The following is a 20,032-nucleotide window of genomic DNA, read 5'->3' on the forward strand; positions in this document are numbered from 1 at the left end:
TGTCGTTCCGGGCCGGGAGCGGTGGTCCGGGTGAGAGCGATGGAAATCGGTCACCGCCCATGTCACGGTTGATGAGACGGGGGGGCCACTGGCGCCTTCTCCCGGCGTACCGGCAACCGGTGTGGCCCTTAAAGATCACTCACCGTGACCGAACCGCCGGTCTGGAAACGGACATCGGCGGGAATCCGGAGGACTCCCGCCGATGATCAGTTCCGGATATCCGTCACCTGACGAACTCTGCCGCCTCGCGGGTCAGATCGATCAGCGGCGCCGGAACGACACCCAGCGCGACCGTGACGATCACACCGAGGGCGAGCACCGCCGAGGTGAGGAAGCCCGGGATGGAGACGGCCGGAGTCGTCTCGCCCGGCTCGGAGAGCCACATCAGCACGACCACCCGCAGGTACGGGAAGGCCAGCAGCATGCTGCTGATCACGCCGAAGACGACGAGCCACGTCTGCCCGCCCTCGACAGCCGCCCCGAAGACCGCGAACTTGCTGGTGAAACCGCTGGTCAACGGGATGCCGGCGAAGGTCAGCAGGATGAACGTGAAAACGCCGGCCAGCAGCGGGCTCTTCCGTCCGATGCCGGCCCACCGGGACAGGTGGGTGGCCTCGCCGTCGGAGTCCCGCACCAGGCTGATGATCGCGAACGCGGCCAGGATCGAGAACCCGTACGCCACCAGGTAGAACATCGTGCCGCTCAGACCCGACTCGTTGAGCGCGAGCACCCCCACCAGCAGGTATCCGGCGTTGGCGATCGACGAGTAGGCCAGCAGCCGCTTCAGGTCGGTCTGGGTGACCGCCAGGATCGCGCCGACGAACATGGTGAGGATCGCGATCACCCCGAGGACCGGCTGGAAGTTCCAGCGCACCCCCTCGAAGGCCACGTAGAGCACCCGCAGCAGGGCCCCGAACGCGGCGACCTTGGTGCAGGCCGCCATGAACGCGGTGATCGGCGTCGGCGCGCCCTGGTAGACGTCGGGCGTCCAGACGTGGAACGGGGCGAGGGCCGCCTTGAACAGCAGACCGATAGCGATCATCGCCAGGCCCACGAAGAGCAGCACCTCGCTGCGCTGCGGGTTCGCCACCGCCTCGTGCACCACGCTCAGCTGGATCCCGCCCGAGAAGCCGTAGATGAAGGCCACCCCGAACAGGAAGAACGCCGACGCGTACGAACCGAGCAGGAAGTACTTGAGCGCCGCCTCCTGACTGAGCAGTCGCCGCCGGCGGGCCAGCGCACACAGCAGGTAGAGCGGCAGCGAGAAGACCTCCAGCGCCACGAACATGGTGAGCAGGTCGTTCGCCGCGACGAAGAGCAGCATGCCGCCGAGCGCGAAGACACTCAGCGGGTAGACCTCGGTCGCACCCGGGCTGGTGGCCTGCCTGGTGTCCTTCTGCGAGCCGACGGTGACCGCGGCCTGGGCCACGAACGCGCCGCCCCGCTCGATGGAACGCTCACCGATCAGCAGCAGTGACACCCCGCCGAGGACGAGGATCGCGCCCTGCAGGAACAGGGTCGGCCCGTCCACCGCGACCGCGCCGCCGATGGTGACCGTCCGGACGTCCCGGGCCAGCACCACCGCGGTCAGCGACGCCGTCACCGCGAGCAGCGCCAGGACCAGCTGGACCACGTTGCGGGCCCGCTTGGGCACCACGATCTCGACGACGATCCCGGCGCACGCGGCGCCGAAGAGGATCAGCATCGGGAGCAGTGCCCCGTACTCGATGGGAGGCAGTTTCAACGGTTCCATGTCAGCCGCCCACCTTTCCGCCGGCCTCCACCGTGGGGACCGGGTCCTTGACGCCGACGTCCTGCATGGTCGCCTGCACCGCCGGGTTGATCACGTCGGTGACCGGCTTCGGGTAGAAGCCGAGCACCAGCAGCAGGGCGATCAGCGGGGCGACGACCGCCTTCTCCCGCAGGGTGATGTCCTTCGACATCGCCGGCACCTCGGTCAGCGCCGGGTTGAGGGTGCCCTGGGTGGTCCGCTGGATCATCCAGAGCACGTAGGCGGCGGCCAGCACGATGCCGAGGGTGGCCACCACCGCATAACCCTTGTTGGTGCTGAACGTGCCGATCAGGACCAGGAACTCGCTGACGAACGGCGCCGTGCCGGGCAGCGCCAGCGAGGCGAGACCGGCGAAGAACAGCACCCCGGCCAGCACCGGCATCAGCTTGCCCGCCCCGCCGAAGTCGCTGACCAGCGACGATCCGCGCCGGGCCACGAACATGCCGACCACGATGAAGAGCAGGCCGGTGGCCAGGCCGTGGTTGACCATGTAGAGCACCGCGCCGGTGCCGGCCTGGGTGGTGAAGGCGAAGATGCCGATGCCGATGAAACCGAAGTGCGCGATCGACGTGTACGACACCAGGCGCTTCAGGTCGTTCTGGCCGACCGCGAGCAGGGCCGCGTAGATGATGCCGATCACCGCGAGGGCCATCGCCGCCGGAGCGAACCAGCGCGACGCCTCCGGGAACAGCGAGAGGCAGTAGCGCAGGATGCCGAACGTGCCGACCTTGTCCATCACGCCGACCAGCAGCGCGGCGGCTCCGGCCGGGGCGGCGCCACCGGAGTCCGGCAGCCAGGTGTGGAACGGGAAGAACGGCGCCTTGATCGCGAACGCCACGAAGAAGCCGAGGAACAGCCAGCGCGCGGTGTCGGTGTCCAGGTCACCGGCGACCGCGGCGAGGGCGGCGAAGTCGAAGGTCTTCCCGCCGACCACCCACAGCCCGATCACCGAGGCCAGCATGAAGAGGCCGCCGACCAGGCTGTAGAGGAAGAACTTGACCGCGGCGTACTGCTTCTGGCCGCTGCCGAACGAGCCGATGATGAAGTACATCGGGATCAGCATGATCTCGAAGAACACGTAGAACAGGAACACGTCCGCCGCGGCGAACACCCCGATCATGGTGAACTCGAAGACCAGCAGCAGCGCGAAGTAGGCGGGCGCCGACCGGGTGCTCTGGTCGACGTCGTGCCAGGACGCCAGCAGCACGATCGGGAACAGGATCGCGATCAGCATCAGCATGACGAGCGCGATGCCGTCGGCCGCGAACGTGAAGTTGGCGCCCCACGCGGGGATCCAGGCGTACGACTCGTGGAACTGGAACCGGTCGCCGCCGACGCTGTAGGCGATCCACATGAAGACGCTGAGGACCAGCACCAGGATCGACCAGCCGAACGCGACCAGCTTGGCCAACTCCGCCTTCGACCGCGGGATGAAGGCCACCACCAGCGCGCCGACCAGCGGCAACAGGGTGAGGACGGAAAGGAACGGGAAGTCTTTCACGCCAACCACCCCAGTTGGATCGCGAGGAAGGCGCCAACCACGAGCATGGCGCCGGTGAGGATGGACATGGCGTACGACCGGACGAAGCCGGTCTGGAAGCGCCGCAACCGGCTGGAACCGCCGCCGACCCCGGCCGCGATCCCGTTGACCAGGCCGTCGATCCCCTTGTTGTCGAGGAAGACCAGCGCCCGGGTCAGGTAGATGCCGGGCCGTTCGAACACCGCCTCGTTGAACGCGTCGGTGTAGAGGTTGCGCCGGGCCGCGGTGACCAGCACCCCGGCCGGCTGCGGTTCGAGCGCCGTGCCCTTGCGGAAGATCGCCCAGGCCAGACCGGCGCCGAGCACCGTGACCAGCAGCGACAGGATGGTGATGACGGTGTGCGAGAGCACCCCGTGTGCTTCGCCCTCAGCGGCGGGCAACACCGGCGTCAGCCAGTCCGGCACGCTGGTGCTGAGCAGGAAACCGGCCCCGACCGAGCCGATGGCCAGCAGGATCAGCGGAATCGTCATGATCGCCGGGGACTCGTGCGGGTGCTGGTTGTCCTCGGTCCAGCGGGCCGGGCCGTGGAATGTCAGCACGAAGAGCCGGGTCATGTAGAACGCGGTCAGACCGGCGCCGATCAGCGCGGCCAGCCCGAAGACCCAGGCCTCCCAGACGACCTCCCGCTCGAAGGCGGCCGCGATGATCGGCTCCTTGGAGAAGTAGCCGGACAGCGGCGGGATGCCGATGATGGCCAGCCAGCCGGTGCCGAAGGTCAGCCAGGTGATCTTCATGTGCTTGGACAGGCCGCCGAACCTGCGGATGTCGACCTGGTCGTGCATCCCGTGCATGACCGAGCCGGCGCCGAGGAACATGTTGGCCTTGAAGAAGCCGTGTGCCAGCAGGTGCACGATGGCCAGCGCGTACGCCCCGCCGCCGAGCCCGACGCCGAGGAACATGTAGCCGATCTGGGAGACCGTCGACCAGGCCAGGACACGCTTGATGTCGTCCTTGGCCGAGCCGATCAGACAGCCGATCAGCAGGGTGACCGCACCGATGCTGACTACGATCAGCTGCAGCGTGGCGTTCGCCGAGAAGATCGGGTTGGACCGGGCGATCAGGTAGACACCGGCGGTGACCATGGTGGCCGCGTGGATGAGCGCGGAGACCGGAGTCGGGCCCTCCATCGCGTCCGGGAGCCAGGCCTGCAACGGGAACTGGCCGGACTTGCCGCACGCGCCGAGCAGCAGCAGGATCCCCATGATCAGGATCGTGCCGGCGGCCAGCGAGTCGACGCCGTTGAAGACGTCCGCGTACTGCGTGCTGCCCAGCTCGGTGAACATCAGGAAGATGCCGATGGCCAGGCCGGCGTCGCCGACCCGGTTCATCAGGAAGGCCTTCTTGCCGGCGGTGGCCGCCGACGGCTTGGTGTACCAGAACGAGATCAGCAGGTACGACGCCAGGCCGACGCCCTCCCAGCCGAAGTACAGCATCACGTAGTTGTTGCCCAGGACCAGCAGCAACATCGCCGAGACGAACAGGTTGAAGTAGGCGAAGAACCGCCGGCGGCCGGGATCGTGCTCCATGTACCCGACCGCGTACAGGTGGATCAGCGATCCGACGCCGGTGATCAGCAGCACGAAGACGCCGGCCAGCGGGTCGAAGAGCAGGCCGAAGTCGACCTTCAGCTCGCCGACCACGATGAAGTCCCAGAGGCTCAGCTCAGCCGAACGCCTGCCGTCCTCCAGCCCGGCGAGATTCAGGAAGAAGATCAGTCCGAGTACGAACGACGTGGCGACCGAGGCCACCCCGAGCCAGTGCCCCCACTTGTCGGCCCGCTTGCCCAGCAGCAGCAGGATCACCGCGCTGGCCAGCGGGATCGCCACGAGCAACCAGATGTTGCTCAACACTCCCGCCGCGGGGGCGAACTCCACAGTCTGTTCCATGCGAAGGCCCCTTTCAGTACTTGAGGAGGTTGGCGTCGTCGACACTCGCCGAGCGCCGGGTCCGGAAGATCAACATGATGATGGCGAGGCCCACCACGACCTCGGCGGCCGCGACGACCATCACGAAGAACGAGATGATCTGGCCGTCCAGTCCGCCGTTGATCCGGCTGAAGGTGACCAGCGCCAGGTTCGCCGCGTTCAGCATCAGCTCGATGCACATGAACAGGACGATCGCATTGCGCCGGACCAGCACGCCGGACGCCCCGATGGTGAACAGGATCGCCGCGAGGACCAAGTAATAATCAGGTGTCACTTCGCTGCACCCTTCTTGGTCGTTCCGCTGCGCTTCACTTCTCTGTCCCCTTCGGCGCTGCCTCGTCCGGAGTCAACTCGCGGATCGGCAGGATCGGCGAGATGCTCCGCTCGGCCCCGTTACCGTCCGGCAGCCGGGCAGGCGCGGCCACCGACATGGTGTTCGCGTAGACGCCGGGGCCGGGCTTGGCACCCGGGTAGTTGCCGGGACGGAAGCGGTCCTTCATCCGGGTCACCTGGTCCCGCGTCTCCTCCTTGGTCTTCTCGACGTGCGCCAGGATCATGGCGCCGACCGCCGCGGTGATCAGCAGAGCCGAGGTCACCTCGAAGGCGAAGACGTACTTGGTGAAGAGCAGTGCGGCCAGGCCCTGGACGTTGCCGTTCTGATTGGCCGCGTCCAGGCCCACCGACGGGCTGGTGCCCAGCGCCCGGGCCAGACCGGTACCGATCAGCGCGGCGAAGGCCACACCCAGCACGATCGCGGCGATCCGCTGCCCGCGCAGGGTCTCGATCAGCGAGTCCGACGCGTCCCGGCCGACGAGCATCAGCACGAACAGGAACAGCATCATGATCGCGCCGGTGTAGACGATGATCTGCACGAAGCCGAGGAACGGCGCCGAGTTGATCACGTAGAAGAACCCGAGGTTCAGCATCGTGACGACCAGCCACAGTGCGGAGTGCACCGCGTTGCGGGCCAGCACCATGCCGAGCGCGCCGATCACCGCGAGCGAGCCGAGGACCCAGAACGCGATCTGCTCCCCGGTGGAGACGGCGGTCATTCCTCCACCCCCTGCCCCTTGTGGAGCGGGGCCGTCTCGGCGCCGGCCGACGTGCCCGGGTTGGTGAGAGCGCCGACGTAGTAGTCCTTGTCGGTCTCGCCCAGGCGCATCGGGTGCGGCGGCTGCTCCATGCCCTCCAGCAGCGGGGCCAGCAGTTCCTTCTTCGTGAAGATCAGGTCCTGCCGGTTGTCCCGGGCCAGCTCGTACTCGTTGCTCATGGTCAGCGAGCGGGTCGGGCAGGCCTCGATGCAGAGCCCGCAGAAGATGCACCGGGCGTAGTTGATCTGGTAGATCTTCGCGTACCGCTCGCCCGGCGAGAACCGCTGCTCGTCGGTGTTGTCGCCGCCCTCGACGTAGATCGCGTCGGCCGGGCAGGCCCAGGCGCACAGCTCGCAGCCGATGCACTTCTCCAGCCCGTCCGGGTGCCGGTTCAGGATGTGCCGCCCGTGGTAGCGCGGCGCCGGCTTCGGCGGGGAGAACGGATAGTCGGTGGTGATCACCTTGCGGAACATGTGCGCGAAGGTCACGCCGAACCCTTTGAAGGAACCGGTGAACGTACCCACGTCACACCTCCTTCGAATCTGGCTCGACACCCACGGTCGCCGGGGCACGTTCGGCCACGGCTCGGCGGGCTCGGGGGCTCGGCGGAACCTGGAGGTCCATCGGCGGGACCGGGAAACTGCCCGGCGGCCGCTGGTGCAGCTCCTCCTCGATGGACAGCTGCTTCGCCTTCTTCGGCGCCGGCCAGCCCCAGGCGACGGCCAGGACCAGCACCGCGACCACGCCGGTGATGACGTACCGGGTGGTGCTGGAGATCGCGCCGCTGTTGGCGACCTTGAAGAACGCCAGGCAGAGGATCCAGACCAGGTTGACCGGGATCAGCACCTTCCAGCCGAAGCGCATGAACTGGTCGTAGCGCATCCGGGGCAGCGTGGCCCGCAGCCAGATGAATCCGAACAGCAGGATCAGCACCTTGCCGAAGAACCAGAGCAGCGGCCAGTAGCCGGAGTTGGCGTCCGCCCAGAACGTGGTGATCGGGGCCGGAGCCCGCCAGCCGCCCAGGAACAGCGTGGTCGCGAACGCCGAGACGGTGATCATGTTGATGTACTCGGCGAGGAAGAACAGCGCGAACTTGAACGACGAGTACTCGGTGTGGAAGCCGCCGACCAGCTCGGACTCCGCCTCGGGCAGGTCGAACGGGGCACGGTTGGTCTCACCGACCGCCGCGATGATGTAGATCAGGAAGCTCGGCAGCAGCTGGACCGCGTACCACCCGGGGGTGGTCAGCTCGAACCCGAACAGCTCCATCGGGCTGCCGTGCGCCTGCGCCTTGACGATCTGCGAGGTGCTCATCGTTCCGGCGGTCATGAACACCGCCACGATGGACAGACCCATGGCGACCTCGTACGAGATCATCTGGGCACTTGATCGCAGGCCGCCGAGCAGCGGGTAGGTGGAGCCGGACGCCCACCCGGCCAGCACCACGCCGTAGACCGCCATCGACGAGCAGGCGAGCAGCACCAGCACCGAGACCGGCACGTCGGTGAGCTGCAGCGCGGTCTGCTGACCGAACATGTTCACCACGCCGCCGAACGGGATCACCGAGAACGCGGTGAACGCCACCGTCGCGGAGATCACCGGGGCGATGAAGTAGACCACCTTGTCGGCGGTCTTCGGGATGATCTCCTCCTTGAACGGCAGCTTGATGCCGTCGGTGAGGCTCTGGAACCAGCCCTTGGGGCCGACCTGGTTGGGGCCCGGCCGGACCGCCATCCGGGCCACGACCTTGCGCTCGTAGTTGATCGTGAACAGCGTCAGGAGCAGCAGCAGCACGAACAGGCCGAGTAGCTTGACCAGCGAGATCCACCAGACGTCGTTCTCGAACGTCTCCAGCGTGGGGTCGATCGCCCCGGCCAGAACAAGACTCTTCATCGCTCCACCTGCTCGGCGAGGATCGGGCCGGGGACGCCGGCCGTCAGCTTGACCACCGCGCCCGCGGTGACGCCGAGATTGCGCCGCACCGTCGAGCCCGGCGAGTTGGTCGGCAGCCACACCACCCGCGGCGGCATGTCGGTGATCGCGGCCGGCAGCGTGACCGAACCGCGGATCGTGCTGACCGTGATCAGGTCACCGTCGACGACCTGCAGCGACTCGGCGAGGAACTTGCCGATCCGGGCCACCGGGGGCCGCGCGGTGCCGGCCAGGATCCGGTCGCCGTCCAGCAGCGAACCCAGGTCGATCAGCTGGTGCCAGGTGGCCAGGACGGCCTCGTCGGCGGCCGGTTGCGCGGCGCGCTCGGCCTCCGCGGACGGCCGGATCGTGCTTCCAGTACCGCCCGGCAGCGTGCCCAGCTCGCGCCGGACCGCCGTCACGTCCCCGGTGCCGAGGGTGACGTCGAGCAGGGCCGCGAGCGCGTCCAGCACCCGGCCGTCGGTCATCGCGGTGCTCTTCAGCACCGCGCCGAACGAGCGGAGCCGGCCCTCCCAGTCCATGTAGGTGCCGGCCTTCTCCACGGCGGGCGCGATCGGCAGCACCACGTCCGCCCGCCGGGTCACCGCGTTCTGCCGCATCTCCAGGCTGACCAGGAACGGAACCGCGTCGAGCGCCTCCTCGGCCAACTTCGGATCGGTCAGGTCGGCCGGGTCGACGCCGCCGACCAGCAGGGCGCCCAGGGTGCCGTCGGCCGCCGCCGCGATGATCCGGTCGGTGTCCCGGCCGGGGGTGCCGGACAGCACCCCGGCGTCGGTCCGCCAGGCCAGCGACAGCTCGGCACGGGCCGCCGCGTCGGTGACCGGACGGCCGCCGGGCAGCAGGTTCGGCAGGCAACCGGCGTCGATCGCGCCCCGGTCCCCGGCCCGGCGCGGCACCCAGGCGATCTTCGCGCCGCTGCGGGCGGCCAGGTCGGCCGCCGCGCTGAGCCCGCCCGGCACGGTGGCCAGGCGCTCGCCGACGATCAGCAGCGCGCCGGGGGCACTCAGTGCTCCGGCCACCGCGGGATCGGTGTTCAGGACGTGGGCCTCGTCGCCCGGCACGGCCGAGACCAGCACCGCTCCGAGCTTTTCCAGACCCCGGCTGAGGTACGACGAGACCGCGGTCACCGGGAGCTTGCGCCGCACGAAGGCCTTGCGCAGGCGCAGGAAGAGAATCGGTGACTCCTCCTCCGGCTCGATGCCCACCAGGACCACCGACGGAGCGTTCTCCACCTGCTCGTACGTCACCCCGGTCGACCCGGCGACCATGGCGGCCAGGAAGTCGGCCTCCTCGGTGGCGGTCGTGGACGATCCGGTCGCCCGGATCGGGCGGGCCCGGAAGTCGACGTCGTTGGTGCCGAGCGCGGTGCGGGCGAACTTCGCGTAGGCGTACGCGTCCTCCACCGTCAACCGGCCGCCCGGCAGCACCCCGACACCGCGGTCCTTCGCGGCCCGGAGGCCTTCCGCCGCCACGAACAGCGCCTCGCTCCAGGACGCTTCCCGCAGCTCACCGGTACCGGAGTCACGCACCAGCGGCGTCATGATCCGGTCGTTGGCGGTGGCGTACCGGAAGCCCCAGCGGCCCTTGTCGCAGTTCCACTCCTCGTTCACCGAGGCGTCGTCACCGGCGAGCCGGCGCAGCACCTTCCCGCGCCGGTGGTCGGTGCGCTGGGCGCAGCCGGAGGCGCAGTGCTCGCACGCGCTGGGCGTGCTGACCAGGTCGAACGGGCGGGCACGGAACCGGTACTGCTCGCCGGTGAGCGCGCCGACCGGGCAGATCTGGATCGTGTTGCCGGAGAAGTAGGAGTTGAACGGGACGTCCCCCTCGCCCTCCCCGACCTGTCCGTCACCGGTGCCGGTACCTCCGAAGAAGTCGTCCCGGTAGACGTTGATCTGCTCGCCGGAGGACCGGTCCATCAGGTCGATGAACTTGTCCCCGGCGATCTCCTCGGAGAACCGGGTGCACCGCTGGCAGAGCACGCAGCGTTCCCGGTCCAGCAGCACCTGGCTGGAGATGTGGATCGGCTTCTCGTACTCGCGCTTCTCCTCGACGAACCGGGAGTCGGCGCGGCCGGTGCTCATCGCCTGGTTCTGCAGCGGGCACTCGCCGCCCTTGTCGCAGGTCGGGCAGTCGAGCGGGTGGTTGATCAGCAGCAGTTCCATCACTCCGGCCTGCGCCTTGGCGGCCACCGGCGAGCTGAGCTGCGTCTTGACCACCATGCCGTCGGCCACCGTCTGGGTGCACGAGGCGACCGGCTTGCGCTGGCCCTCCACCTCGACCAGGCACTGCCGGCAGGCGCCGGCCGGGGCGAGCAGCGGGTGGTCGCAGAACCGCGGGATGGCGGTTCCCATCCGCTCGGCGACCCGGATCAGCAGCTCGCCCTTCTCGGCTTTGACCTCGACCCCGTCGATGGTCAAGGTGACGAGGTCGGTCCTCTTCTCGACGTCGGTCATCAGTGCGCTCCTACGAGGGACTTCTCGGAGAGCCGCGGTGCGGTGCGGCCCTCGATGTAGCCGAGGTAGTCGTCCCGGAACCACTTGAGCGTCGACATGACGGGCGTCGCCGCGCCGTCGCCGAGGCCGCAGAAGGACCGGCCGAAGACGTTGTCCGCGGTGTCCTGCAGCGTGTCCAGGTCCTGGACGGTGCCGTGCCCGGCGAGGATCCGCCGGTAGGTGCGCACCATCCAGTAGTTGCCCTCCCGGCACGGGGTGCACTTGCCGCACGACTCGTGGTGGTAGAACTCCAGCCACCGCCACGTGTTGTAGACCGGGCAGTCCTGGTCCGAGAAGATCTGCATCGCCGTGGTGCCGAGGATCGACCCGGCCGCGGCGACCCCTTCGAAGTCCATCGCGGTGTCGATGTGCTCGGCGGTCAGCAGCGGCGTCGACGAGCCGCCCGGCGTCCAGAACTTCAGTTCGTGGCCCGGCTGCATGCCCCCGGCCAGCTCGATCAGCTCGCGCAGGGTGATGCCGAGGCCGCACTCGTACTGACCGGGATTGACCACCCGGCCGGAGAGCGAGTAGATCATCGGGCCGGCCGACTTCTCGGTGCCCATGCTCTTCCACCAGTCGGCGCCGCCCAGCACGATGTACGGCACGCTGGCGATGGTGCCGACGTTGTTGACCACGGTCGGGCTGGCGTAGAGGCCGGCGATGGCCGGGAACGGCGGCCGCAGGCGGGGCTGCCCACGGAACCCCTCCAGGGAGTCCAGGAGCGCCGTCTCCTCACCGCAGATGTAGGCGCCGGCGCCGCTGTGCACGACCAGGTCGAGGTCGAAGCCGGAGCCGAGGATGTTCTTTCCGAGATACCCCTTGGCGTACGCCTCCTGAACCGCGTTCCGGAGGCGGCGGGCCGCGTGCACCGCCTCACCGCGGATGTAGATGAACGCCCGCTCGGCCCGGATCGCGTAGGAGGCGATGATCGCGCCCTCCACCAGCGAGTGCGGGTCGTACGTCATCAGCGGCAGGTCCTTGCAGGTGCCCGGCTCACCCTCGTCCGCGTTGATCACCAGGTAGTGCGGCTTGCCGTCGCCCTGCGGGATGAAGCCCCACTTGAGCCCGGTCGGGAAGCCCGCGCCGCCACGGCCGCGCAGCCCGGAGTCCTTGATCAGCTGGATCAGGTCGTCCGGGTGCACGTCCAGGGCCTTGCGGACCGCGAGGTATCCGTCCAGCCGCTCGTAGACACCGATCTGCCAGGCGTCCGGCGAGAGCCAGCGCTTGGTCAGGACCGGGGTGAGCTTCTGCAGGACCTCCTGCCGTGGCTGGCTCATTTTGTCCCCTCCTTGCCGCTCGGGCGCTTGTCACCGGCGGGCTTGGCGTCCGAGGCCGGCTTGTTCGCGGCCACCCCGGCCGCCTCGGCGGGGTTGGCGACCTCGTCCTTGGGCAGCGGCTTGGTCTTGGTGATCGGGGTGTCCGGGTCGAACCCGGCGACCGCGACACCGTGCTCCTGGGCGAGACGCACCCCGCGCAGGGTCGGCGCGCCGGCCACCCCGTCACCGACCGCGCCGTCCCGGGGGTCGGCGAATCCGGCGAGCTGGAACTGCATCTCCTTGAGCGAGCAGATCCGGGCGCCGCGCTCGGGGGCCGGCCGCTGGTCCTGCCGCAGGCTCTCGACCAGCTCGACCGCGCTCTCCCGGGTCGCCTGGTCGACGGTGAAGTCGTAGTTGACCGTCACCACCGGGGCGTAGTCGCAGGCGGCGAGGCACTCCGCGTGCTCCAGCGTGATCTTGCCGTCGGCCGAGGTCTCGCCGTGACCGATGCCGAGGTGCTCGACCAGTTCGTCGTACACCTCCTGGCCGCCCATCACGTTGCAGAGGGTGTTGGTGCAGACGCTGACCAGGTATTCGCCGGTGGGCCGGCGTTTGTACATGGTGTAGAAGGTCGCGACCGCCCCGACCTGGGCCTTGTTGATGCCGAGCAGGTCGGCGCAGAACGCCACCCCGCCCGGGCTGACGAAGCCCTCCTCGGTCTGCACCAGGTGCAGCAGCGGCAGCAGCGCCGACCGCTCACGCCCGGCCGGGTAGCGGGCCAGGATCTCCCGGGCCGGTTCGAGGAGCTTGGCCGCCAGCGGCTCGGCGGCCGGCGAGAAGTCCACCGTTGTCATCGGTCACACCCACCCATCACGGGATCCAGCGAGGCGCCACCGGCGATCACGTCGGCCAGCAGGGCGCCCTCGGCCATCGCGGGGATGGCCTGGAGGTTCACGAAGCTCGGCTCGCGGTAGTGCACCCGATAGGGGTGGGTTCCGCCGTCGGAGACCGCGTGTACGCCGAGTTCGCCACGCGGGTGCTCGATACCGACGTAGACTTGGCCCGGCGGCACCCGGAAGCCCTCGGTCACCAGCTTGAAGTGGTGGATCAGCGACTCCATCGACTGACCCATGATCTTGGCGACGTGCTCGAGCGAGTTGCCCAGACCGTCGGTGCCGATCGCCAGCTGTGCCGGCCAGGCGATCTTCTTGTCGTCGATCCAGATCGGGCCGGGCTTGAGCCGGTCCAGAGCCTGCTCGACGATCTTCAGCGACTCGCGGATCTCCGCCATCCGGACCAGGTACCGGCCCCAGACGTCGGCCGTGGTCGCGGTCGGCACGTCGAACTCGTACGTCTCGTACCCGCAGTAGGGCATGGTCTTGCGCAGGTCCCACGGGAGGCCGGCCGAGCGCAGCACCGGGCCGGTGATGCCGAGCGCGAGGCACCCGGTCACGTCCAGCACGGCGACGCCCTGGGTCCGCTGCTGCCAGATGATCTGGCCGGACAGCATCGCTTCGTATTCCTTGAGCTTCTTCGGCAGGTACTTCAGGAAGTCACGGATCTTGCGAACCGCGGACTCCGGCAGGTCCTGCGCGAGGCCGCCCGGGCGGATGTAGCCGTTGTTCATCCGCAGGCCGGAGGTCTCCTCGAAGATGTCGAGGATGTACTCCCGTTCGCGGAAGCCATACAGCATCATCGAGATCGCGCCCAGCTCCATGCCGGTGGTCGCGAGCCAGACCAGGTGCGAGGCGATCCGCTGCAGCTCCATGAAGAGCACCCGGATGGTGTTGGTCCGCTCGGTGATCTGGTCGGTGACGCCGAGCAACTTCTCCACCGCGAGGCAGTACGCCGTCTCGTTGGACATGTTGGCCAGGTAGTCCATCCGGGTCACGAAGGTGACGCCCTGGGTCCAGTTGCGGTACTCCAGGTTCTTCTCGATCCCGGTGTGCAGGTAACCGATGACCGGGCGGACCTCGGTGACCGTCTCGCCCTCCAGCTCGAGGACCAGCCGGAGCACGCCGTGGGTGGACGGGTGCTGCGGGCCCATGTTGACGACGATCTTCTCGTTGCTGAGCGGATCGACGCTGGAGGTGATGCTGTCCCAGTCGCCGCCGGTGACCGTGAAGACCCGGCCCTCGGTCGTCTCGCGCTCGGTCGCGTACTCAGATGTGGTCACTGGTAGACCCTCCGCTGGTCGGGAGGCGGAATCTCGGCGCCCTTGTACTCGACGGGCACGCCGCCGAGCGGGTAGTCCTTCCGCTGGGGGTGGCCCTCCCAGTCGTCCGGCATGAGGATCCGCGTCAGGTTCGGGTGGCCGGCGAAGACGACGCCGAACATGTCGTAGATCTCCCGCTCCTGCCAGTCGGCCGTCGGGTAGACCCGGGTGACGCTCGGAACGGTGACTCCGTCGGCGACCGCGACCTCCAGCCGCACCCGGCGCCGATAGGTCATCGAAGTCAATTGATAAGCGACGTGGAATCGCCGCTCGTCGGAGCCCAGATAATCCACTCCGTCAACGGACGAACACAGTTCGAAGCGCAGGGAGGCGTCGTCACGCATTACCTGACACACCTCAGCGATGTGTTCAGGGCGTACGTGAAGTGTGAGTTCCGCCCTATCCACGACCACTTTCTCGATCGCTTCGGCAATGGCCGGATATGCTTCCTCAAGCGCGTCATAGACGTCGTCGAAGTATTCGCCGTAGGGCCGTGGGCTGCCAAAAGCAGCAGGCTTGGGGCGGACCAGACGACCGAAGCCGGAGACGTCTCCGGTGCCCTTGACACCGAACATGCCCTTATCCGGGCTGGGCGGCGTCTGAGCGGGTGCGCCCAATTCGGCACCACGGGGCACGTCACCGTCGGTTCCGGATTGAATACTCATTTGTGAACCTCCCGCAAATGCGGCTGGAGTTTCATCCAGTTCTCGATCCGCAATTGCTCTTCGCGTCCCTCTTTCACGGCCTGGGTCCATTCCGCACGGCGGACCTTGTCCACGCGATAGGAGGACGGCATGGCGCCCGGCGCGACGGTCGGAACTCGGCCCTCGGCCTGCCGAGCTGCGAGCATCTTGCGCCCATTCGGGCCGAGAGGCTGTGCCATGACCTTCTCGCGCATCTTGAGGATCGCGTCGATGAGCATTTCCGGTCGGGGCGGGCAACCCGGTAGATAGATGTCCACCGGGACGATGTGGTCGACACCCTGCACGATGGCGTAGTTGTTGAACATGCCACCGGACGAGGCGCAGACACCCATCGAGATGACCGAACGAGGCTCGGGCATCTGGTCGTAGATCTGCCGGACCACCGGGGCCATCTTCTGGCTGACCCGGCCGGCCACGATCATCAGGTCGGCCTGCCGGGGTGAGGCGCGGAAGACCTCCATCCCCCACCGGCCCAGGTCATAGTGTGGGCCGCCGGAGGCCATCATCTCGATGGCGCAACAGGCGAGGCCGAAGGTCGCGCCCCAGAACGATGATTTCCGAGCGTAGTTGGACAGTTTCTCCACACTGGTCAGCAGGATGCCGGCCGGGAGTTTCTCTTCGATTCCCATGGCGCATCAGTCCCAGTTCAGGCCGCCACGTCGCCACACATACGCGTAGGCGATGAAGACGGTGAGGATGAAGAGGACCATCTCCACGAACCCGAACAGGCCGAGCGCGTCGAACGACACGGCCCACGGGTAGAGGAAGATCGTCTCGATGTCGAAGATGATGAAGAGCATCGCGGTGAGATAGAACTTCACCGGGAATCGCCCGCCACCGATCGGTTGCGGCGCCGGCTCGATCCCGCACTCATAAGCGTCGAGCTTCGCGCGGTTGAAGCGCTTGGGCCCGACGATGGGCGCGATGGACACCGAGAACAACGCGAACAGGGCGCCTAAGATCAGCAACCCGACGATCGGGACATAAGGGTTGATCGTCATGTCTACTCCCGTACGACTGTTAGCCGCTTCACACTAGTTACTGTGGTTTTGCAGTCCTTTGGTCGGGGTGCCCTTTTTGTCCAGGTTCAGACGGAGGGCGCCACCTTGGTCAGGCCGTTGATGATGCGATCCATGGCGTCGCCACCCCGGGGGTCGGTGAGGTTGGCCAGGAGTTTGAGGACGAACTTCATGAGCAGCGGCTGAGGCATGCCGTACTTGGTGGCGACCCGCATGATCTGCGGATTGCCGATCAGCTTCACGAAGATCCCACCGATCCGGTAGTAACCACCGAACCGGAGACTCAACTCGGCGGGGTACGCCTGGAGCGCGCGCTCGCGCTCCGGACCCGCGGGACGGGCCAGCGCCTGCACGGCCACCTCGGCCGCCATCTCGCCGGACTCCATCGCGTAGGCGATGCCCTCGCCGTTCATCGGATTGACCATGCCGCCGGAGTCGCCGACCAGCATCACGCCACGGGTGTAGTGCGGCACCCGGTTGAAGCCCATCGGGAGCGCGGCACCCAGCGTGGGACCGTCCGCGTTGGCCTCGTCACGCAGCCCCCAGTCCTCGGGGGTGCTGCCCAGCCAGTCGGTCAGCAGGTTGCGGTAGTTCGTCTTGCCGAACGCGTCGGACGAGTTCAGGATGCCCAGCCCGACGTTGACCCGGCCGTCGCCGAGCCCGAAGATCCACCCGTAACCGGGGAGGAGCCGGCCCGGATCCTGCGCGCTGCGCAGCTCCAGCCAGGACTCCAGGTAGTCGTCGTCGGCCTTGACCGCCGACCGGTAGTAGCGCCGGACCGCGACACCCAGCGGCCGGTCGTCCCGCTTGGCCAGGCCGAGCGCGAGCGGGAACTTGCCGGAGACGCCGTCCGCGGAGATCACCAGCGGGGCGAGGTAACGCACCGGCTCCTTGCCCGGGCCCACCTTGGCCTCGACACCCGTCACGTAACCGTCGTCGTTCAGCACCGGGCCGGTGACGTTCACACCGGTGTGCAGCACGGCGCCCGCCTCGACCGCCTGCCGGGCCAGCATGTCGTCGAAGTCCATCCTGGTCCGGACCAGGCCGTAGCTCGGGAAGCTGGCCAGCTCGGGCCAGTCCAGTTCCATCCGAACGCCCCCGCCGATGACGCGCAGGCCCTTATTCTGGAGCCAGCCCGCCTTCTCCGAGGTGTCGATGCCCATCCGGATCAGCTGACGCACCGCGCGGGGCGTGAGACCGTCACCGCAGACCTTCTCGCGGGGGAACTCGGTCTTCTCCAGCAGCAGCACCCGCACGCCGTGACGGGCCAGGTGGTAGGCGGCCGCCGAGCCGCCCGGGCCGGCACCGACCACGATCACGTCTGCCTCGTCACCGACGGGCCCACTCGCTACGTGGTCGCTCACGGTCCAACCTCCGTCTCGCCGGACGCTCGTGAATTAGTTCACAAGCATGCCTCGATCGGAGTGTATGCCGACAATCGAAGATCTTTGCGCTTAGGTTCGCCTAAATGTTTCGACTGGACTAACGTCCCTGCTCAGGCGCCCGAAGGACCCGGTCCGCCACGCCGAGTGCCGGGCCGTCAAGGTGCTGCCGGATGGTTCCGCCCATCGCCCGGTCGAGCGCCACGATGAGCTCCTCGACCAGATCCTGCGCAAGATCAGGGTCTTCCGCCGCGACCATCCGCAGCCGGCTGGCCAGCTCGGTGGCGCGGCGTTCCCCGGCCTCCCCCTCGTCGATGGCGAGGTCGATGTCGGTGTCGTCGATCTGCCCGATATCAGTCATGAATCGAGCTAAACAGCGGTTTTGGCCGTTTGTTGGGGTTTTCAAATTCTGGTAGCCCGATGGAGGGCCACGATTCCGCCGGTGAGGTTCCGCCAGCCCACCCGGTCCCACTCCCCCGAGCCCGCGATCACGTCGGCCAGGCCCTGCTGCGGGTGCCAGGCGCGGATCGACTCGGCGAGATAGACGTACGCCTCCGGGTTGCTGGAGACCGCGCGCGCCACCGTCGGCAGCGACCGCATCAGGTACTGGAGGTAGACCGTCCGGAAGGGCCCGACGATCGGGTGACTGAATTCGCACACCACCAGCCGGCCACCCGGACGAACCACCCGAGCGAACTCACGCAGCGCAGCGGTGGTGTCGACGACATTACGCAGAGCGAAGGAGATCGTGATCGCATCGAAGGTGCTGTCCGCGAATGGCAGCCGCAACGCGTCCCCCGCGAGCAGCGGCACGTCGGCCCGCACCCGGCGGCCCGCCCGCAGCATGCCCACCGAGAGGTCCGCACCGACCGCGAACGCCCCGGACCGGCCCAGCTCCTCGGTGGAGACGCCGGTGCCCGCCCCGACGTCCAGGACCCGCTCCCCCGGGCGGAGCCCGAGCGCGGCCCGGGTGGCGCGGCGCCAGCCCCGGTCCTGGCCGAAGGAGAGCACGGTGTTGGTGAGGTCGTACCGATCGGCCACGCCGTCGAACATCTCGGCGACCTCGTGCGGCTGCTTGTCCAGGTCTGCGCGTGTCACGCATCCGAGTTTCGCACCAGGGACGGCAAACAGCGCGGGCGGGATGGTTTCCCATCCCGCCCGCGCCTTGTGCGTTATATATACGACCGCCATCGGTCGGGTCCGAATGCTCGTCACCGGGCGCTGAACCGCGACCTGCGACGTATCTGAGTTACCAGGGCCTTACACAGGCAACGTAACCAGCGGACCCGAGCGGGTACAGCCAACTGCCAGGCTCGTTACGAAGGAGCAACACGGCATCGTCGGTCCGACGACCCGAACCTGGCCGAACGGACTACTGCCACCCCCGAAGGGGCCACTTCTAATTCGCCTCGACCAGCGGAAGGGACTTGCGGACCCCTCCTCCGGGCAGCGCGATCGAGGAGAAGTGCGAGACCACCCGGTCGTCGGTGGGGTCGTCGGCGGGCGTGTGGTGCACGGCCAGGTGCTCGTACCAGGTGTCGCGCCACGCCGGGATGCGCCCCGCGGTGCGGATCATCGTGATCAGCTCCTGGAGGTTCGACCGGTGCTTGGCGCCGGCCGAGGAGATCACGTTCTCCTCCAGCATGATCGAGCCCAGGTCGTCGACACCCATGTGCAGCGCGAGCTGGCCGGCCTCCTTGCCGGTGGTCAGCCAGGACGCCTGCAGGTGCGAGAAGTTGTCGAAGAACAGCCGGGAGACCGCGATGAACCGCAGGTACTCGATCGTGGTGGCCTGGGTGCGGCCCTTCAGATGGTTGTTCTCCGGCTGGTAGGTCCACGGGATGAAGGCCCGGAAGCCGCCGACGTCGTGCGACTGCTCGACCGGGACGTCCTGGTAACCGTTGGCCACCGCCAGGTCCTGCACCTCGCGGATCATGCGGATGTGCTCGATCCGCTCGAAGTTCGTCTCGCCGGTGCCCATCATCATGGTCGCGGTGGAGGACAGCCCGTGCCGGTGGGCGATCGCCATCACCTCGAGCCAGCGGGCGCCGCTCTCCTTGAGCGGGGCGATCGCCTTGCGCGGCCGCTCCGGCAGCATCTCGGCGCCGGCGCCGGCGATCGAGTCCAGCCCGGCGGCCTTGATCCGGATCACCGCGTCCTCGATGGAGACGCCGTCGACCTTGGCCATGTGCAGGATCTCGCTCGGGCCGATCGAATGGATCGCGAGCTGCGGGAACGCCTGCTTGACCGAGGAGAAGAGATTCTCGTAGTACGCCACCCCGAAGTCCGGGTGGTGACCGCCCTGCAGCATCACCTGGGTGGCGCCCAGCTCGACCGCCTCACCGGCCCGGTGCAGGATCTCCTCGATCGGGTGCGCCCAGCCCTGCTTGTGCTTGGGGGCCCGGAAGAAGGCACAAAACTTGCACGCCGTCACACAGACGTTCGTGTAGTTGATGTTGCGGTCGATCAGATAGGTGACGATGCCCTCGGGATGACGCCGTCGCCGGACCGCGTCGGCAGCCTCGCCCAGCGCGTGGAACGGGGCGTCCGTGTAGAGGAGCAGGGCCTCCTCGGGCGTGATGCGCCCGCCGTCGGCTCCGCGCTGCAGGATGCTGTCGATCTCCGGGTTCGCGGTCACGAACCGAAGCGTACGTCCACCGCATCCCGATCGTCAGCGGCGAGGG

18 protein-coding genes are annotated in these 20,032 nt (G+C 68.0%); all 18 read right to left on the reverse strand.

Annotated features, from left to right (window positions below; translation table 11 throughout):
• Window positions 1–223: 223 nt before the first annotated feature.
• The 18 genes from nuoN to mqnC all read right to left on the reverse strand — a co-directional run bounded on the left by nuoN (window position 224) and on the right by mqnC (window position 19,986).
• Window positions 224–1,753 (reverse strand): NADH-quinone oxidoreductase subunit NuoN, encoded by a 1,530-nt coding sequence (nuoN, locus tag Aco03nite_RS33790; protein WP_203802441.1) that lies wholly within the window; start codon window positions 1,751–1,753, stop codon window positions 224–226.
• 1 nt (window position 1,754) lies between these two features.
• On the reverse strand, window positions 1,755–3,293 hold the full coding sequence (locus Aco03nite_RS33795; RefSeq protein ID WP_203802444.1) for an NADH-quinone oxidoreductase subunit M: 1,539 nt from the start codon (window positions 3,291–3,293) through the stop codon (window positions 1,755–1,757).
• Window positions 3,290–5,218: an NADH-quinone oxidoreductase subunit L gene (nuoL, locus tag Aco03nite_RS33800; RefSeq protein ID WP_203802447.1), complete on the reverse strand. Its 1,929-nt coding sequence runs from the start codon at window positions 5,216–5,218 to the stop codon at window positions 3,290–3,292. The genes Aco03nite_RS33795 and nuoL overlap by 4 nt, the downstream gene beginning before the upstream one ends.
• 13 nt (window positions 5,219–5,231) lie before the next feature.
• Window positions 5,232–5,531, reverse strand: a complete 300-nt coding sequence (nuoK, locus tag Aco03nite_RS33805; RefSeq protein ID WP_203802451.1) for an NADH-quinone oxidoreductase subunit NuoK — start codon at window positions 5,529–5,531, stop codon at window positions 5,232–5,234.
• 34 nt (window positions 5,532–5,565) lie between these two features.
• Window positions 5,566–6,309 (reverse strand): NADH-quinone oxidoreductase subunit J, encoded by a 744-nt coding sequence (locus tag Aco03nite_RS33810; RefSeq protein ID WP_203802452.1) that lies wholly within the window; start codon window positions 6,307–6,309, stop codon window positions 5,566–5,568.
• The gene (nuoI, locus tag Aco03nite_RS33815) at window positions 6,306–6,872 is read right to left on the reverse strand and encodes an NADH-quinone oxidoreductase subunit NuoI (RefSeq protein ID WP_239145665.1); all 567 of its coding nucleotides are present in this window, start codon (window positions 6,870–6,872) and stop codon (window positions 6,306–6,308) included. The genes Aco03nite_RS33810 and nuoI overlap by 4 nt, the downstream gene beginning before the upstream one ends.
• Before the next feature lies 1 nt (window position 6,873).
• Window positions 6,874–8,241 (reverse strand): NADH-quinone oxidoreductase subunit NuoH, encoded by a 1,368-nt coding sequence (nuoH, locus tag Aco03nite_RS33820; RefSeq protein WP_203802455.1) that lies wholly within the window; start codon window positions 8,239–8,241, stop codon window positions 6,874–6,876.
• Window positions 8,238–10,733, reverse strand: coding sequence for an NADH-quinone oxidoreductase subunit G (locus Aco03nite_RS33825; RefSeq protein WP_203802457.1), 2,496 nt, complete (start codon window positions 10,731–10,733; stop codon window positions 8,238–8,240). The genes nuoH and Aco03nite_RS33825 overlap by 4 nt, the downstream gene beginning before the upstream one ends.
• On the reverse strand, window positions 10,733–12,049 hold the full coding sequence (nuoF, locus tag Aco03nite_RS33830; protein ID WP_203802459.1) for an NADH-quinone oxidoreductase subunit NuoF: 1,317 nt from the start codon (window positions 12,047–12,049) through the stop codon (window positions 10,733–10,735). The genes Aco03nite_RS33825 and nuoF overlap by 1 nt, the downstream gene beginning before the upstream one ends.
• Window positions 12,046–12,882: an NADH-quinone oxidoreductase subunit NuoE gene (nuoE, locus tag Aco03nite_RS33835; RefSeq protein ID WP_203802462.1), complete on the reverse strand. Its 837-nt coding sequence runs from the start codon at window positions 12,880–12,882 to the stop codon at window positions 12,046–12,048. The genes nuoF and nuoE overlap by 4 nt, the downstream gene beginning before the upstream one ends.
• The gene (locus Aco03nite_RS33840; RefSeq protein WP_203802465.1) at window positions 12,879–14,204 is read right to left on the reverse strand and encodes an NADH-quinone oxidoreductase subunit D; all 1,326 of its coding nucleotides are present in this window, start codon (window positions 14,202–14,204) and stop codon (window positions 12,879–12,881) included. The genes nuoE and Aco03nite_RS33840 overlap by 4 nt, the downstream gene beginning before the upstream one ends.
• Window positions 14,201–14,908 carry an NADH-quinone oxidoreductase subunit C gene (locus tag Aco03nite_RS33845; protein WP_203802468.1) on the reverse strand — a complete coding sequence of 236 codons (708 nt, stop codon included), beginning with the start codon at window positions 14,906–14,908 and terminating at the stop codon, window positions 14,201–14,203. Before Aco03nite_RS33845 ends, Aco03nite_RS33840 begins: the two co-directional genes overlap by 4 nt.
• A complete protein-coding gene (locus Aco03nite_RS33850; RefSeq protein ID WP_203802471.1) occupies window positions 14,905–15,576 on the reverse strand; it encodes a NuoB/complex I 20 kDa subunit family protein in 672 nt (223 codons plus the stop codon). The genes Aco03nite_RS33845 and Aco03nite_RS33850 overlap by 4 nt, the downstream gene beginning before the upstream one ends.
• Before the next feature lie 6 nt (window positions 15,577–15,582).
• Window positions 15,583–15,948 (reverse strand): NADH-quinone oxidoreductase subunit A, encoded by a 366-nt coding sequence (locus tag Aco03nite_RS33855; RefSeq protein ID WP_203737666.1) that lies wholly within the window; start codon window positions 15,946–15,948, stop codon window positions 15,583–15,585.
• Window positions 15,949–16,034: 86 nt separating this feature from the next.
• The gene (locus Aco03nite_RS33860; RefSeq protein WP_203802476.1) at window positions 16,035–17,330 is read right to left on the reverse strand and encodes a geranylgeranyl reductase family protein; all 1,296 of its coding nucleotides are present in this window, start codon (window positions 17,328–17,330) and stop codon (window positions 16,035–16,037) included.
• A 118-nt stretch (window positions 17,331–17,448) separates the two neighbouring features.
• Window positions 17,449–17,709 carry a hypothetical protein gene (locus tag Aco03nite_RS33865; RefSeq protein ID WP_203802479.1) on the reverse strand — a complete coding sequence of 87 codons (261 nt, stop codon included), beginning with the start codon at window positions 17,707–17,709 and terminating at the stop codon, window positions 17,449–17,451.
• Between the two features lie 41 nt (window positions 17,710–17,750).
• The gene (locus tag Aco03nite_RS33870) at window positions 17,751–18,446 is read right to left on the reverse strand and encodes a demethylmenaquinone methyltransferase (protein WP_275415929.1); all 696 of its coding nucleotides are present in this window, start codon (window positions 18,444–18,446) and stop codon (window positions 17,751–17,753) included.
• Between the two features lie 301 nt (window positions 18,447–18,747).
• The gene (gene mqnC, locus Aco03nite_RS33875; protein WP_203802487.1) at window positions 18,748–19,986 is read right to left on the reverse strand and encodes a cyclic dehypoxanthinyl futalosine synthase; all 1,239 of its coding nucleotides are present in this window, start codon (window positions 19,984–19,986) and stop codon (window positions 18,748–18,750) included.
• Between the last annotated feature and the right edge of the window lie 46 nt (window positions 19,987–20,032).

This window comes from Actinoplanes couchii, from assembly GCF_016862075.1.
In the GTDB taxonomy this organism is placed as follows: Bacteria; Actinomycetota; Actinomycetes; order Mycobacteriales; family Micromonosporaceae; genus Actinoplanes; species Actinoplanes couchii.

What these genes read in the sequence shown, in the direction of transcription:
- nuoN (WP_203802441.1), bottom strand. Translation starts at nt 1,753, where the DNA reads ATGGAACCGTTGAAACTGCCTCCCATCGAGTACGGGGCACTGCTCCCG.
- nuoL (WP_203802447.1), bottom strand. Translation starts at nt 5,218, where the DNA reads ATGGAACAGACTGTGGAGTTCGCCCCCGCGGCGGGAGTGTTGAGCAAC.
- Aco03nite_RS33810 (WP_203802452.1), bottom strand. Translation starts at nt 6,309, where the DNA reads ATGACCGCCGTCTCCACCGGGGAGCAGATCGCGTTCTGGGTCCTCGGC.
- nuoH (WP_203802455.1), bottom strand. Translation starts at nt 8,241, where the DNA reads ATGAAGAGTCTTGTTCTGGCCGGGGCGATCGACCCCACGCTGGAGACG.
- Aco03nite_RS33825 (WP_203802457.1), bottom strand. Translation starts at nt 10,733, where the DNA reads ATGACCGACGTCGAGAAGAGGACCGACCTCGTCACCTTGACCATCGAC.
- nuoF (WP_203802459.1), bottom strand. Translation starts at nt 12,049, where the DNA reads ATGAGCCAGCCACGGCAGGAGGTCCTGCAGAAGCTCACCCCGGTCCTG.
- nuoE (WP_203802462.1), bottom strand. Translation starts at nt 12,882, where the DNA reads ATGACAACGGTGGACTTCTCGCCGGCCGCCGAGCCGCTGGCGGCCAAG.
- Aco03nite_RS33845 (WP_203802468.1), bottom strand. Translation starts at nt 14,908, where the DNA reads ATGAGTATTCAATCCGGAACCGACGGTGACGTGCCCCGTGGTGCCGAA.
- Aco03nite_RS33850 (WP_203802471.1), bottom strand. Translation starts at nt 15,576, where the DNA reads ATGGGAATCGAAGAGAAACTCCCGGCCGGCATCCTGCTGACCAGTGTG.
- Aco03nite_RS33855 (WP_203737666.1), bottom strand. Translation starts at nt 15,948, where the DNA reads ATGACGATCAACCCTTATGTCCCGATCGTCGGGTTGCTGATCTTAGGC.
- Aco03nite_RS33865 (WP_203802479.1), bottom strand. Translation starts at nt 17,709, where the DNA reads ATGACTGATATCGGGCAGATCGACGACACCGACATCGACCTCGCCATC.